The following is a 13914-nucleotide window of genomic DNA, read 5'->3' on the forward strand; positions in this document are numbered from 1 at the left end:
ATCGTCGTCAGTCCCAGTGCTTCGAGCATCGATACCCCCGATCGTCGATGTTGTCGGCCGGGTCCGCGAGCCCGTGCCGGTGACCCGCTGCAGGTGGGTGCCAAAAGGGGTGGCGGCATCGGCATGCCAGCCGATCGGCGTTTGACCGAAGCCGGCCCGGAAATCGGACCGGTGAGCAGAATTCGACGTATGTCGATAGTTTTGGAAGGGGAGCGTCCATGACGAGCGCGCAGGAACCGCCCGACGACGAGATCACCGCGGAACTCGAGCGGTACTCCCGGGTAGCGGTCACCGGAGGATCCGGATTCGTCGGCCGTCATCTGGTTTCGGCCCTGGCCGCGCGGCACGGGGATGTGGTCGCCCTTGACGTGGCACCCCCGCCCGTACCGCATCCGCGCCGCACCCAGACCCGCCATGTGGACCTGCGCGACGCCCAGGCCGTCGAGGCCGCCGTCGCCGATGCCGACCTGGTCATCCATCTGGCTGGGAACGCCAGCGGAACGGTCTCGGTCGAGCGGCCCCGCTTCGACTTCGAGACCAACGCGGTGGCGACTTTCAATCTCTGTGAAGCGCTGACGAAATCGGGCGTCGCCCGGCTCGTCTACCTCTCCTCGGCGATGGTGTACGGCGTCCCGCAGGTGACTCCCGTGCCGGAGACGCACCCCGTTGCCCCCTTTCTGCCGTACGCGTCGTCGAAACTGGCCGGCGAACACGCGGTGATCGGCTTCTGCCACGCCTTCGGCCTCGAGGCCACCATCGGCCGGGCCTTCACGCTGTACGGCCCGGGGGAAAAGCCGCAGATCGCCGGCGGCGAGGTGTCCCAGTTCCTGCGCTGGCACCTGCGGGGCCTGCCGATCCACGCCGCCGGTGACCCGGACCGCAAGACCCGCGACTTCTGCCACGTCGAGGACCTGGTCCAAGGCCTGCTCCTACTCGCGGTGCGGGGCCGCAGTGGGGAGGTCTACAACATCGGCTCCGGCACCGAGACGTCTCTGCGGGAGCTCGCCCACGTCATCGAGACCGTGACCGGCGAACCCGCCCGGCTGGTCAGCGACGGAACGGTCACTGAGGACACGTACCGCATGGTTGCCGACATCACCAAGCTGGGTAAGCTCGGCTACCGTCCTCGCATACCCCTGCTGGACGGCGTCCGGAACCTCGCCGACGCGCTGGGCGACCGGCCCGAGTTGCCCGGCGTGGACACCATCTTCCGCGCGGAGCAGCGCCTCGCCGCCAGTTCCGGTCGGGCCTGACCAGCACCCCGCCCTCATGCCCGGTGCTCCGGGTCCCGCGCCGGAGCACCGGGCATGATGAGCAGAGTCGTGAGGACCGACGCACCGACGACCACGGCCCCGATGAACTGCGTGGAGCTGTATCCGGAGCCGGCGCCGATCATGGTGAGGTAGACGGCGACCGAGATCGCGCCGCCGACGTGCGTGGTCGATTCGAACAGCGCGGAGGCGAGCCCTCGATCCTCCGGCGCGGCGTCGCCGATGCACTCTCGGGTCAGCCCCACGTAGATGGGGCCCGCGCTCAGTCCCCAGAGGACCAGGTACACCACCAGCACGGTCAGGGACCCGGCGGTGCCGAACGCCACCAGGGCCAACGTGATCGAACACAGCAGGAGAGCCAGTGCCACGACGCGGCGGGAGCCGTAACGCCGTACCAGCCGGCCGGCCGGAGCGGCACTGATCACGGCGCCGAGCAGCACCGGAGCCAGCGCGATGCCGGCCTGCGCCGCGGACAACGAGTACACGTCCTGCAACTGCAGGCTGCCCACGACCACGACCGCGGCGTACGCCGCCGAATGCGCACCGAATGCCAGGCAGCTGGCCACCAGCCGGCGGGACCGCACCACCGACGGCTTGATGATCGGGTTGCGAACCCGCCGCTCCCACCACACCAGCGCGTTCAGCATCAGCACGCCAGCCAGGACCGGCGACACCGTCGCCAGTCCTGGCCCGTGCTCCCCGATCTGGGTGGCTCCGTAGATCACGGCGAGCAGCCCACCGGTGACCAACGCCGCCCCGGTGACGTCGAGCCGCTCCCGCCGGCTGCCGGACGGCTCGTCGGCCGGCAGCAACAACAGCCCCGCCACCGCGGCGAGCGCCGCGGCCGGAACAACGACGATGAACACCCACCGCCAGCCGAGGTACGAAGTGATCACGCCGCCGAGGACCGCCCCGGCCATGCCGGCCGTGTTCGCCGCGGCCGCCACCACGGAGAACACCCGGCTGCGCCACGGCTCATCAGGAAAGAGGGTGGCAGCCGATGCCAGCGCCGCGGGAATGGCGAACGCCGCCCCGAGGCCCTGCATCACCCGGCCCACCAGCAGGAGCGCCAGCGTGCCCGCCACCCCGGAGAGCAGCAGCCCGGTCCCGGTCAGCGCGAGACTGGCGACGATCACCCGGCGCCGGCCCCAGACGTCGCAGACGCGGCCGCCGAGGACGAGGAAGCCACCGATGGTCAGCGAGTAGAGGGTCACCACCCACTGCAGCTGCGCGGGCGGTACTCCGAACTCCGCGCCGATGTCCGGCAGCGCCGTGGCGACGGCGAGACTGTCGAATAGCACCAGGAACATAGCGCCGGCCAGCACCAGAGCGGTAGGCCAGCCATGCCTCACCGGCCGCGCCGCGGGCGCCGTCGTCTGCGATTCCATCAGTCCTCCGTGCTCGCCGTATGACCGTCCTCGCCCTCGTCCCCGGCTCGGCTATCCGGCTGATTGCGCCTGTCCAGCGGGCGCCGGCAGGTCGTATCCGTACTGCCGGGCCACCGCACCGAGCTCGGGATCGGAGAAGTACCCGGCCAGGCCCGGTGTCATCCAGGATGTCCAGCCCGACACCGCGCCCTTGCGGATCATCCGCGGTTGCCGCTCCCCTGCGGCGTCCTGCGCCACCACGGCGTCCTCGTGCGCCCGCATCCGCTCGAAACTGCTGGCCTCCGCGGCGGCGCGGAGGGTGTCCGCGGTGACGTCCACCGCAAGCTCGCGCAGCGCCGGCTCGAGTACCTCCACCGGGCGCTGCTTGAGGTCCTCGAAACGCAGTACCGTGGCATGCTCGTACCCGTGGGCCTGTTCTTCCCAGGCCTGGTAGAAGGCCGACCAGTCCTCGACCGGGTTGGACGAGAAGTCACCGGGACCGCGCAGCCAGTCCTCGAACTCGTCGGGCACCTTGTCCCACTCCTCCTCGCCGAAGGAGCGGCGCCACTGGTGCAGCGAGTAGAGGGCGTCGCGCGGATCCCGCACGATGATCCAGACTCCGCCCACCGGGAGCCCGTCGAAGATCTCCGGGGGGTGGTGCGACTTGACGAAACGCGGCCACGGGCGGATCGCCCCAGGACCTCCGGCCTCGCTGTCCTTGTCGTGCAGCGAGGCGAGCCGGTCCCGGTAGGCCGCATGCGTTCGCACGCCGACGGCCGTGCCGTCCGCCTGCAACCGCTCGGTGTAGGCGTCGACGTAGTTGAGTCCCGCTTCGAAGAGGATGTTGCCGATCAGCGACTGGCCAGCCCCACCGCAGCTGGCCACGACGATGTCCCGTGGACCGAGCTGCTTGAGGTTGTCTGCGTACAGCTCGCTGAGCCGTGCGCGGGCCAGGGTCGAATCCGGCCGGTGTGCCATGAAGGTGTTCCTTTCTCTTGGTGATGGATCTTTGCGGACGGACGTCGTACGCACCGGCTCAGCCGGGCGGACGACCCCGGCTGAGGCATCATCGGGTCCAGTCGGGGGCGAACTCGGGATCGCTCAACCGCACTGAGCGCCGCTGGGCCAACTCACCGATCGCCTTCATGTCGTCGTCAGCGAGCACGAAGTCGAATACCTTGAGGTTCGCGACCAGATGGGGTACTGCGGTCGAACGGGGAATCGCTGCGACACGCGGCTGCTGTACCAGCCAGCGGAGGGCGATCTGCGCCGGGCTGCGGCCGTACCGATCGGCCAGCGACCGCATCAGCGGCGCACGAGCAACGGCGCCCTGCGCGAGCGGCGAGTACGCCGTCAGGCAAAGGTCCAGCTCGTTCGCCCTGTCGAGTAGTTCCTCCTGGGCGAGCAACGGGTGGTACTCGACCTGATCGCAGAAGACCGGGGCGTGCCGGGCAGCCTCCAGCAGCAGCCCGGAGGGGAAGTTGCTGACGCCCACCTGACGGGCCTTGCCGGCCTCCCGCACCCGGCGCAGGGCGGTCATCGTCTCGGCCAGCGGCACGTGCGGCGCGGGCCAGTGCAGCAGGAGGAGGTCGACGTATTCGGTGTCCAGCCGCCGTAGGCTGGCGTCGGCGGAGGCGTACACCCGGTCGGCCGCCGCATCCGTCCACCACACCTTGGTGGTGATGAACAGCTCGTCGCGAGGGACGCCACTGGCCCGCACGGCGCGGCCCACCTCGCCCTCGTTGCCGTAGAACGCCGCCGTGTCCAGATGGCGGTAACCCAGGGACAGGGCCGCCGAGACGGTGGCGAAGCAGGCGTCACCGCGTAGTTCGCCGGTACCCAGGCCGAGACGGGGAATCCGCTCGTCCCCGCGAACGGTAACGTCCATGAGATCCTCCTCCCCTCGCACGGAGGCTCAGTCCCGGCGGCGGACGGCCCAGGCCTTCGTCAGGTAGGTGACGTCGACCGTGTCGCGGTCGGCCAGCCGCTGCTCGGCGTAGCGCAGGAACGCGGCGAACTTCTCCTCACCGAGCTGTGCGCGCACGTCGTTGACGGCTCGCCACGCCCCGAGGTGCTGCTCCACCGGCTGCACATCGACATGCCGGCCTTCGAGGTAGAGGATGTCGTCGAAGCCGGGATGCCCGGCCAGGCGCTCGGTCAGCGTCTCGGTGAAGCTGCCCTTGCCGAAGGCGGTCTTGCGCATCCCCGGCTCCAGGCGCGTCAGCTCCTCCTCGATGTCGGCGAGCAGCGGGTTGGCGTCCAGCTTCCGGGTGTTCCACAGCGCCACGAACCATCCGCCCGGGCGCAGCACCCGGCGGAACTCCTCGGTGCCCTTGTCGAAGTCGACCCAGTGGAAGGAGGAGGCCATCGTCACCAGGTCCGCTGACCCGCTGTCCAGGCCGGTCGCCTCGCCGCTGCCGACCCGCCAGGTGATGCCGGTGCCCTCCGAGTCTCGCTGGCCCACCCCGCGCATGTCGTCGTTGGGCTCCACCGCGATGACCGAGCGGAATGCGGCCTCGGCGAGCATCCTGCTCCAGATGCCGGTACCCGCGCCGACGTCCACGGCGTCCAGTTCCCCCGGGTCACGGCCGAGAAGGCCGAGGATCGCCGCGCGGACGGCGGGAGAATACCCGGATCGGTAGGCCGAGTAGTTCTCAGCCAGGCCGGTGAAGTCACCGAGCCGCATCGCCTGTGTGTCGGTCATGGTTGTCGTCCTCTCTGTCGGCCGGCGCGTCACCAGCGCCGGTCAGTCGGATGATTCAGCGGATGGTCTGCGGTAGGGCCGGCCCGGCGCCGGCCTCGGTCAGAAGCCCGCCGATGACTGGGCTCAGCGCTTCGGCGACCAGCGCATTGCCGCGCCGGCTGCAGTGAGGTCCGAGCCGGCCGTGTACGAACAGGCCGTCTCGATCCGGATCCCGGCGGAATCGCTCGGTGAGGTCCACCACCCGCAACGTCGGCGACACCTCGGCAAGGAACCCATGGTGCGCGCTGCCGCCGTCGCGCCTCTCCAGGTCGGCCAGTTGCGGTATGACGAGCAAGACCGGGTGCTTGCCCGCGGCACGGCACACGGCCGCGAAACGCTCCACCAGGGCCCGCATCAGTCCTCGCGCGTCCGGGTCGGCGTACAGCCGTGCCGTCCAGCGGGCGTTGTCGCGCAGGACCACGCGGAACGCCGCGCGGATCGCGGGCTCACGGCCGCCGTCGCCGCGGATCAGCCCACCGGCGAGGTGGGCCAGCACGGGAAGGTGGCGGCGCGCCCGGCGCACGAGCTTGGGCAGGTACGGGAATCGCAAGATGTCGGGGCGGAACTTGCCGGCGTGGAAGGGGTCCAGACGGGTGATTTCCGTCAGCCGCTCCTGGTAGGTCAGGTACTCCTCCGGGCGCCGGACCGCGCTCGGATGCAGCCGCAGCCCCTCCGGGCCGAGCGTGAACCGCGGTTTGAAAGCCAGCACATTGCCGTACTCGAAGTAGTGCTTCCAGTAGGAGTGCACCCGCGCGACGGTCTCCGGGACCACCCCCATGACGATCACCTGGGCCTCGAGATCCGGCAGCTCCCGCTCCAGGCGCAGCAGAGCCTGGTCCAAACCGTAGTTACCCACGCCGTAGTTGACCGCGTTGACACCCAGCAGCCGGGACAGCTGATGGGGCCAGGTCTCGTCGTCCCCGACCAGCCGGCAGAAGGTGAATGAGTCACCGAAGCAGGCGACCGTTGCCGGCTCCGACTCGAAACCGGGATTGCGCCGGCGGGCACGCTCGTCCATGGCATAGCCGACACGGCCGCTGTCGGTGGTCTCCGTACCCTGCTCTCCAGGGCGCCGGCACCAGCCGAGCTCCGGGTCGAACGAGCGGGCGACGTGCCGTTGCACCAGCGCGGCCGGTATCGCCGGGGTTTCGTCCCCGGGCATGAGCAGCCAGGGGAAGCCGGGCTTGAGCCGCCGCACGAGCCGGGCGGCGCCGTACTCCACTGCCGCGTAGCCGCCGAGCACGGCGATCAGATGCCGGGCCCTCATCGCGCCACCGGGACGGGCAGGGCTGCGACGATCCGCTCGACCAGGTCGTCCGGTGTCCCGTCGCGTCCCGAACTGTCCAGCACCAGGTCGGGGGCGGCAGGTTCGGGGAAGGGGATGTCGACGCCGACCACGTCGCTGGTCTCGCCGTCGATTGCGGAGCGGTACAGACCTTTGGTGTCGCGGGCGACGACGACCTCCATCGGCACGTCCAGGAACACCTCGAAGTAGTGGGAGAGATGCCGCCGGTTCCACTGCTGCCAGTGCGGGAAGATGGACAGGACCGCTGCGACCACGTGGATGTTCTGCCGGTCGAGCATCAGGCACAGCTTGCTCAGCCGCTCGGCGTTGACCTCCCGGCCGGCGACGTCGTGGCTCACGCCGCCCCAGACCTCGCGCAGCAGGTCGCCGTCGAGGTAGACGAGGTTCGGCAGCTCTGCCCGCAACCGGGCGGCGAGGCGGGTGCCGATGGTGGTCTTGCCCGCCCCGGAGAGACCTATCAGCCAGATGACCATGTATGTGTCTCCCGTTCTTGGTGGAAAACGAGCCGGCCCTGCGCGACCAGGTCCTCGCAGACCGCCAGGTCCGTCGTGCTGTCGACCTCGCCCCAGGCGCCCTGGCAAGGCACCGTCTCGATCCGGTGTCCGGCCTTCAGGAGCCGTTGCAGCAGACTTGTCATGTCCAGCGCGTCGACCTCTGCCGGCGGCATCGTGTCCAACACGGCTCGTACGCCGGTCCAGGCGGACGGAGTGAACCGCAGCAGTCCCATGTACTGGCCCTGAACCTCCGCCACGGTCGCGGGGCGCGCACCGATCTGTTCCAGCGCGCCGTCCGGTGCGAGCCGGAACGTCTCGGCGTCCACCCGCGGATCGGCGAAGCGCCGGTGCCACAGCTGCGCCCAGGCGGGGTCGTAGGCGATGGCCAGTCCGCCGGGGGCGCTGATGAGGCGCCGGACCGTCTCGGCGGTGTAGACGATGTCGGCGTACGAGACGACACACGGCGTGGTGGCCACCCAGTGCTCGGCAGCGAGCAGCGAGCGGACCATGTTGGTCTGCGCCCACCGCGGCGCGGGGATGACCGTCAGGCCCCGGTCGTTCAGCATCTCGGACCGGTATCCGGCGACGACAGCCAACTCCGCGATGCCGCCGGCGGTGAGCGCGGCCCGCTGCCAGGCGAGCAGTGGCCGGCCGGCCAGCGGAACCAGGCACTTCGGACGCTCCTCGGTGAGACCTCCCAGGCGGCTGCCGCGCCCGGCGGCCAGAATGACTCCCCTCATGGCTCTGCTCCGAAGTGGGCCCGCAAGACGCGGCGGTCCTCGCCGGCCAGCTCGATCGGAAGCCGCTCGGGATGCCACATGAGGCCGAGTACCGGCTCGGTCTCATGGCGGATGGCCTTGATGACGCCACCCGGCCCGGTCGCCCATGCCCGTAGCGGTGACCGGATCTCGGTGGCGCCCCAGTTGTGGTAGCTGTTGACGACCCGGCTGCCCCCGTCGATCCAGACCGGCTGCCGCTCGGTGACGTGGCCGGTGACCCGGTGCAGCGAGGCGCCGAAGCGGCGCAGCAGCATCTGCATCCCCCGGCAGACGCCCACAACCGGCAGGCCGCTTTCGTGCGCCACGTCGAGCAGGGCGCTCTCGGTGCGATCCCGGTCAGGGGCCTCACCACCGAGCTCCGCCAAGTCGTTGCCGCCGGTGAGCAACAGGCCGTCGACCGACGCGACACGCACCAGCCGCACGGCGCTGTCGACATCGTTGGGAACAGGCAGACCGGTCAGCCCGCAGGAACGGAGGAACGGCCACCACCGCTGATCGAGCGCGTCGCTGCGCACCCCGTGCGCCGGGTCGACGACCACACGCTGTGTGACCGCGACACACGTCATCGCAGCACCTCCACCCGGTGGTTGAGGCAATCGATCTTCAGGTAGTCGGCGGCGGCCCAGCGGTTGTACAGAACCTCACCCGCCCCGATGACGGCTGGAATGCCGAACTGGTGCGCGCGGATCGCCATGTGGGAGTTGGCGCCCCCGTAGCGGGTGACGAAACCGGCCACGCCCTCGGAAAAGATCCAGTCGTAGCCGGGGTCGCCGCTGGGCAGCATGAGAATCTTGCCCTGCAGGTCGGCCGGGTGCGCCGTGACCAGTTCCACGCGCCCGGTGGCGGACTCCTGGGTCACGTAGTTCGGCTCAGTGGCGGGTAGGTGGAACGATTTCACGTCCGCCGGGTCAGTGATCAGCGGCGGCAGCACGAGCCGGCGGGTGAGCTCGTAGCGCTGCCGTCCCTCGACGGCGCACCGGCGCAGCACCCGCGCGGGGTTCTCGGCACCGCGATACAGCCCGTCGATGCACTCCACGTCGACGTACGACATCTCCTCGGTGTCCATCCCCACGCTCTTGCCGAGCTGGGTGAAGAGCGCCAGCGCCTCACTCAGGTGGCGGGTGAACTCGAACTTCGAGTTCTCCCTCAGTTCGATGCTGGTAATGAAGAAGTTGAGCAGGCCGTACGCGTCCTGCTCCAGGCGATGTTGCCGGAGCAGGTCGTCGATCTGGCGCATGGTCTTCGGCGGCAACCGGAACGGCTCCGGCGCCTGCACGTTGACCCGGGCGTTCGGCCAGTCGAAATATCCGTCCGGCTCCTCGTCGTAGCGGGGGGAGCGGATGTCGTAGGTCCCAGGACGCAGGAAGCCGTACCGGCGCAGGAATTCGGCGCGTGTCAGCGTGGTGCGGTCGCGCAGCATCCGGTTGGTCACCGTGTCGAGGGAGGCCATCAACCGGGCCACGTCCTCCTCGGTCAGCACGTCGATCTCGACCAGCGAGCCCAGGATCTCGGTGGCGATGAAGCCCAGTCGGGCGAAGCCGGCGAACGCCAGGGTGCCGAAGCGACGACAGTCCTCGAGCAGCCAGTAGATCTGAGTGGGCAGGTCCAGATCGGATTGGCGCACCTCGCCCAGTTTGGCGCGCAGCGAGGTGATGCTCGCGAGGTCCTCGCGGCGGGCCGGATGCTCGGGGTCCATGAGCCGGTTGGTCAGGGTGCGCAGCGAACTGACGATGTCGTCGCGTTCCTGAACGCTGAACAGGTGCTCGACCTGATTGGCGAGCCGCTCCTGCAGGGTGAAGGAGTAGCACGAGAACACCACGTCGAACTCGACCTTGTCGTGCAGCTCCGGGTTCGCGACGAGCCGGTCGATGTAGTGGTCGACCAGTCGCTCGGCGAGGTCGTCGTCGATGGATGCGGGAACGAGCGAGTTGCAGCTCTCCCGGACCCCGACGTACGGCAAACCGAAGAAGTCCACCATCAGGGGGAAGCCTCGTACGTCTCGATAGCCGTACCGGGCTCGCTGATCGGCCCAGAGGCCGTCGGTGATGAGGCGGCGGTACAGCGACAGGGCGAGTGGCCGGGGCCGGGTGCCCACGATCTCCGCGGGGTTCCAGTCCGGCATCACACCGAAGACCGTGCGCCGACCGCACAGGTGCGGATGCGGCTGACCCGCCGTCCGGAGCTTGGACGCGATGGCGCTCAGCGCCTGTTCGTGCTCGTCGTTGTCGAGAAGCGTCTCCACCACCATCGGGCGGACCTGGAGCAGGTACAGCTCACCGGTGACGTCGAACGCGAACTCGATGTCGAGGTTGTTGCGTTCGAGCAATTCCTCCAGCTCACGTGAGAGCTCCATGAGCTGCTGGATCCGGGCGTCGCCCCGGCCGGTGCCGCTGGTCTTCCAGGCGTAAAGAGTGCGCAGTCGGGCACGCGCTCCACTGGTCACCGCCGCCGAGTCCCCGTTCTCCTCGTAGTTGATGACGAGGTACGGCGCGCCGGTGTTGGGATCACAGGTGAAGACGACGCCGGTCATGGTGGCGTCACGCACCATCGGTTGCACCAGCACGAGCTGTTCACCGAGATCGTCGAGCACGGGCTCCTCGATCCGACGCTGGTACGAGTCGATGACCGCGTCGACCGCCTCGCGCAACTCCTGCCGGCCGGCGACACCCGCCACGGACAGATAGCTGCCCGGCATCAGCGTGCCCGGGTCGTCCTCCTGCCGGGTGCTGCTCCGCACGATCAGCGGCTCGTTGCCCCACGGCCTGCTCAGCACGTCGTCGAGAACTTTCTCCGGGACAGTCCGCCATTCCGTGACGGAAAAGTACCGGAGGGGCAGCACGCGTGCCCTGCGAACGAGCGGGGCCAGCTGTTCCAGCGTCTCGGCCTTGGAGCCGAAAAGAGCGGTCGGCGTGCCGCGCTGCATCGCATGCCCGGCAGACGGGGAGTGACTCACCGCAGAGGTCAGGGCAGGATGATGTGATGCCATGATGCTCCTTTGCTTCCGGACGTCCGGCGGAAATCCCGTCTAGTGGTTGAGATGCGTGCGACGGCAACGCGACTGCGGCAGTCTCGGCGCTGTCCCGGGCCACCGTCCGCCTATTGGGAGATGCGCCCAGCTGCGGAAATCGTGCGCTGTCTGCGCGTCGCGGGCGATTGGCGGACACGTCAGCAGTTCAATTTCTGCAGCCCCCGTCTCGTCAACTCGGTGAACTCTTGCTGAAGCGTCTGCTACCCGCTCGATCGTCGGCCTAACACCGTCACGTTTTCGTCATCTGAAGTCGGCCCACTGTGGACACCTCACTATTTTGAGCGACCTCATTGACAACTATGGGTCTCAATGGCTATTGCGGCGCCTCGACATGGCATTCAAGATCGAATTTGTCGGCCAGGTACTACAGCTGCGGATCTTTTGGACCGGCATGACCTCTTGGTACGGCAGCCGCCGTTCGTGATCATGGTTGGAGTTCGAGGTTGAGGCGTCGGGTGTAGTGGGGTCGTCCGAAGAACTTCTCGCGGTCGAGCCGACGGAGCTGCTCGCCGCCCTTGCCTAATGGTGTGCTGCTAGATCCTCGGGTTCGTGCGCGACACTAGCCTCGTGGACAACGGCTGAAGGTGCTGTTGTCACGGCTTCTGCACCTGCGTTCGAGCGCGGCGGCGTTGGCGGCGGCCGACTGCGAAGGCGGAGGCCAGCCAGGTGTCGAGCCGTCGACGTGCTGAACCAGGCAACCCGTACCACCGACACCGACCTCATCATCCGTGCCGCTCGCATCGCCGAAAACGTCGCCCGTCACCTCAACGCCACCGGGTTGTACGCCGTAGCCCTCGACGACTTCAGCGTCCTCCGGTCGATCCGAGAACGGGCGCTGGGCGCCGACCATCCGGACACCCGCAACCAGTTGGCCCGCTGGACCGGAGAGGCTGGCGACATCCTGGCGGCCCGTGACCAGTACGCGGCACTGCTGCCCGTCCAGAAGCGCATCCTCGGCCCAGACCATCCGGCCACCCTCGCGTCGTGGCAGGGGCTCGCCCAATGGACTGGCTTGGCCGCGACTCAGCCGCTGCCCGCGATCAGTTCGCCGCGCTGCTACCGGTTCGCGAACGGGTGCTGGCACCGACCATCCCGACACCACCGACAACCCGTCGCAAACTAGTCGAGCCTCTGGACGTAACCACTAGGCCTGCCCCTCGATGGTTTCAGCTCAGGCGAGGGGATGAGGCTCGTAGGTCAGGGCCGCCAGAGCGGCAGCAACCTCCCGAAGGCTCGCGCGGGCATACGTAGTGGTGGTGTCGACCCGGCAGCAGGCCTGGCACGTTCTCGCTTCTTGCTGGGTGGCCTCTTCGGCGGACCCGAAGAGGCCACCGCCGCAGCTATGTTTGCGTGAGCTTCAGAGTTGGGCCGAGCTTCAACGGTGGTGGGGCAGTGGTTCGTGTTGCCCCTCGGACACGACCCATAGGCCCACGGTGCGCGCTGAGATCGGTTTCAGCGTGCACCGTTTGCGCTTCGCGGTAGCGAGCCAGGTGTCGAGTGGATCGGTGAGGGTCTCCTCGCGGAGGCAGACGTTGCGGGGATGGGAGACGTCGTCGGCGAGGGCGTGTTCCTGGGGGGAAGCGGCAGCGGTAGTAGGCGGCGTCGTGGTTGTACTGGCCCTGCATCCGCCGGTTGCAGGCGGCGCAGTAGATCAAGCCTCGGAAGACGTATGGGTTGCGGGCGCGGCGTTGCCGTTACGGGGGTCCAGACCCAACCGGTGTCGTGCGAGCAGCGTCTGCGCCTGCTCGAAGGTGGCCTCATCGATGCTCGGTGAATGGGTGATCTCTCTTTGGAGACCACCCACTTGTCCCGCGGGTCCAGCGCATCACTCCGGTGTGACTGCTTGGGCAGGTGTCTCGCAGTCACGTCCGTCCGCTGCTCGTTCTGTCGTGCCTTTGTCACTCTCCGTACCTCTATCGGGATTGACCCCCCTACCTGTGTCCCATACCGTTGGCCACATCAATTCACGGGGGTGAATGATGTATCCAATGGATGTATCTTGGGCCACTGTCCGCCCGAGACGACTGCCTACTGGACGATCCAGGCCGCTGACGCCCACTGCGCCGGCCGAACGTCCGTCTCCGCGTACGGCGATTCGGGTTGTGCCCGAGCTGATCCTGTACGTGTGGATGCCCTGCATGCCGCCGATTCGCGTCGGCCGCTGACGCTCGCGCGCTGAGCGGTCGCGCACCGACCCGGGTGCCGGCCCCAGTTCCGTCGGTCACGCTGGCGGCTCACTTGCCAGGCCGCTCCCTGCGGCCATCCCGCACCTCACCATTTCCCGGTCCTCCCTAGCGACGGCCAGGCCTGGCCTGGTCGGTTGGAGCTGCCATGTCTGTCGATGTTGGTCACGCCGCCACCGACCCAGCAAAGGTGGGCGGGCTGCCCAGCCGCAGCCGACCCAACCGGTGGCGCGGATTGGGGCGGCTGCGCTGGCTCGCGGCCGCCACCGCGCTGCTGATGCCGGTGGCGGGGTTGCCGGTGCTGGCCGAACGGCCGGCCGCCGCGGCACCCGCCGCTGCCCCCTGCGTGGCGGAGGCGGCCTCTCCGGCGCAGGCACTGGGCGTGGCGAAGGACTGTGCCCGACCAGTGGTGGTCAGCTCGTCCCGCTCCGAGTACACGCAGGTCACGGCGCAACCGGACGGTCGGCTCAGATTCGAGTCTGGGGTGGTTCCGCAGTGGACCCGCCGCCCGGACGGCACCTGGGTGGACGTCGACCTCGACCTGGGCCGGGGTTCGGACGGACGGGTACGGCCGGCGGCGTCGGCGGCGGAGGTGGCGTTCTCCGGCGGCGGGACGGCTCCGCTGGCAACCCTGACCAGGGACGGGGAGACCCTCACGGTGGGCTGGCCGGCCGCGCTGCCGGCGCCGGTGCTCGCCGGCGACACCGCGACGTACCCCGAGGTGCTGCCCGGCGTCGACCTCG

The 13914-nt window shown here is 69.0% G+C and carries 12 protein-coding genes and 1 pseudogene; 3 read left to right on the forward strand and 10 right to left on the reverse strand.

Features of this window, described 5'->3' with window-relative positions:
* Nucleotides 1-218 precede the first annotated feature (218 nt).
* Nucleotides 219-1253 (forward strand): NAD(P)-dependent oxidoreductase, encoded by a 1035-nt coding sequence (locus KBX53_RS06505; RefSeq protein WP_081883693.1) that lies wholly within the window; start codon nucleotides 219-221, stop codon nucleotides 1251-1253.
* A 14-nt stretch (nucleotides 1254-1267) separates the two neighbouring features.
* Here KBX53_RS06505 and KBX53_RS06510 read toward each other — a convergent pair whose 3' ends face one another.
* The 9 genes from KBX53_RS06510 to KBX53_RS06550 all read right to left on the reverse strand — a co-directional run bounded on the left by KBX53_RS06510 (nucleotide 1268) and on the right by KBX53_RS06550 (nucleotide 10946).
* The gene (locus KBX53_RS06510) at nucleotides 1268-2659 is read right to left on the reverse strand and encodes an MFS transporter (protein WP_210858140.1); all 1392 of its coding nucleotides are present in this window, start codon (nucleotides 2657-2659) and stop codon (nucleotides 1268-1270) included.
* A 51-nt stretch (nucleotides 2660-2710) separates the two neighbouring features.
* Nucleotides 2711-3616, reverse strand: coding sequence for a sulfotransferase domain-containing protein (locus KBX53_RS06515; protein WP_210858141.1), 906 nt, complete (start codon nucleotides 3614-3616; stop codon nucleotides 2711-2713).
* 88 nt (nucleotides 3617-3704) lie between these two features.
* Nucleotides 3705-4526, reverse strand: coding sequence for an aldo/keto reductase (locus KBX53_RS06520; protein ID WP_210858142.1), 822 nt, complete (start codon nucleotides 4524-4526; stop codon nucleotides 3705-3707).
* 27 nt (nucleotides 4527-4553) lie between these two features.
* Nucleotides 4554-5342, reverse strand: coding sequence for a class I SAM-dependent methyltransferase (locus KBX53_RS06525; protein ID WP_210858143.1), 789 nt, complete (start codon nucleotides 5340-5342; stop codon nucleotides 4554-4556).
* A 55-nt stretch (nucleotides 5343-5397) separates the two neighbouring features.
* Nucleotides 5398-6648 (reverse strand): hypothetical protein, encoded by a 1251-nt coding sequence (locus KBX53_RS06530; RefSeq protein ID WP_051708168.1) that lies wholly within the window; start codon nucleotides 6646-6648, stop codon nucleotides 5398-5400.
* Nucleotides 6645-7160 carry an adenylyl-sulfate kinase gene (locus KBX53_RS06535; RefSeq protein WP_030328582.1) on the reverse strand — a complete coding sequence of 172 codons (516 nt, stop codon included), beginning with the start codon at nucleotides 7158-7160 and terminating at the stop codon, nucleotides 6645-6647. The genes KBX53_RS06530 and KBX53_RS06535 overlap by 4 nt, the downstream gene beginning before the upstream one ends.
* Nucleotides 7145-7921: an NTP transferase domain-containing protein gene (locus tag KBX53_RS06540; RefSeq protein WP_210858144.1), complete on the reverse strand. Its 777-nt coding sequence runs from the start codon at nucleotides 7919-7921 to the stop codon at nucleotides 7145-7147. Before KBX53_RS06540 ends, KBX53_RS06535 begins: the two co-directional genes overlap by 16 nt.
* The gene (locus tag KBX53_RS06545) at nucleotides 7918-8526 is read right to left on the reverse strand and encodes a gamma-glutamyl-gamma-aminobutyrate hydrolase family protein (protein ID WP_210858145.1); all 609 of its coding nucleotides are present in this window, start codon (nucleotides 8524-8526) and stop codon (nucleotides 7918-7920) included. Before KBX53_RS06545 ends, KBX53_RS06540 begins: the two co-directional genes overlap by 4 nt.
* Nucleotides 8523-10946, reverse strand: coding sequence for a PEP/pyruvate-binding domain-containing protein (locus tag KBX53_RS06550; RefSeq protein ID WP_209444483.1), 2424 nt, complete (start codon nucleotides 10944-10946; stop codon nucleotides 8523-8525). The genes KBX53_RS06545 and KBX53_RS06550 overlap by 4 nt, the downstream gene beginning before the upstream one ends.
* A gap of 724 nt (nucleotides 10947-11670) precedes the next feature.
* On the opposite strand from KBX53_RS06550, the gene KBX53_RS06555 reads away from it, so the two are divergent.
* The gene (locus KBX53_RS06555) at nucleotides 11671-12111 is read left to right on the forward strand and encodes a tetratricopeptide repeat protein (protein WP_210858146.1); all 441 of its coding nucleotides are present in this window, start codon (nucleotides 11671-11673) and stop codon (nucleotides 12109-12111) included.
* Nucleotides 12112-12328: 217 nt separating this feature from the next.
* Here KBX53_RS06555 and KBX53_RS37270 read toward each other — a convergent pair whose 3' ends face one another.
* Entirely contained in the window at nucleotides 12329-12643 is a 315-nt protein-coding gene (locus KBX53_RS37270; protein ID WP_358127830.1) for a hypothetical protein, read from the reverse strand.
* 676 nt (nucleotides 12644-13319) lie between these two features.
* On the opposite strand from KBX53_RS37270, the pseudogene KBX53_RS06565 reads away from it, so the two are divergent.
* Nucleotides 13320-13914 (forward strand): annotated as a pseudogene (locus KBX53_RS06565) (hypothetical protein); the annotation flags it as partial.

The organism is Micromonospora sp. M51 (assembly GCF_018070305.1).
Lineage (GTDB): Bacteria > Actinomycetota > Actinomycetes > Mycobacteriales > Micromonosporaceae > Micromonospora > Micromonospora parva.

What these genes read in the sequence shown, in the direction of transcription:
- KBX53_RS06520 (WP_210858142.1), bottom strand. Translation starts at nt 4,526, where the DNA reads ATGGACGTTACCGTTCGCGGGGACGAGCGGATTCCCCGTCTCGGCCTG.
- KBX53_RS06505 (WP_081883693.1), top strand. Translation starts at nt 219, where the DNA reads ATGACGAGCGCGCAGGAACCGCCCGACGACGAGATCACCGCGGAACTC.
- KBX53_RS06525 (WP_210858143.1), bottom strand. Translation starts at nt 5,342, where the DNA reads ATGACCGACACACAGGCGATGCGGCTCGGTGACTTCACCGGCCTGGCT.
- KBX53_RS06510 (WP_210858140.1), bottom strand. Translation starts at nt 2,659, where the DNA reads ATGGAATCGCAGACGACGGCGCCCGCGGCGCGGCCGGTGAGGCATGGC.
- KBX53_RS06535 (WP_030328582.1), bottom strand. Translation starts at nt 7,160, where the DNA reads ATGGTCATCTGGCTGATAGGTCTCTCCGGGGCGGGCAAGACCACCATC.
- KBX53_RS06550 (WP_209444483.1), bottom strand. Translation starts at nt 10,946, where the DNA reads ATGGCATCACATCATCCTGCCCTGACCTCTGCGGTGAGTCACTCCCCG.
- KBX53_RS06530 (WP_051708168.1), bottom strand. Translation starts at nt 6,648, where the DNA reads ATGAGGGCCCGGCATCTGATCGCCGTGCTCGGCGGCTACGCGGCAGTG.
- KBX53_RS06515 (WP_210858141.1), bottom strand. Translation starts at nt 3,616, where the DNA reads ATGGCACACCGGCCGGATTCGACCCTGGCCCGCGCACGGCTCAGCGAG.
- KBX53_RS06545 (WP_210858145.1), bottom strand. Translation starts at nt 8,526, where the DNA reads ATGACGTGTGTCGCGGTCACACAGCGTGTGGTCGTCGACCCGGCGCAC.
- KBX53_RS06540 (WP_210858144.1), bottom strand. Translation starts at nt 7,921, where the DNA reads ATGAGGGGAGTCATTCTGGCCGCCGGGCGCGGCAGCCGCCTGGGAGGT.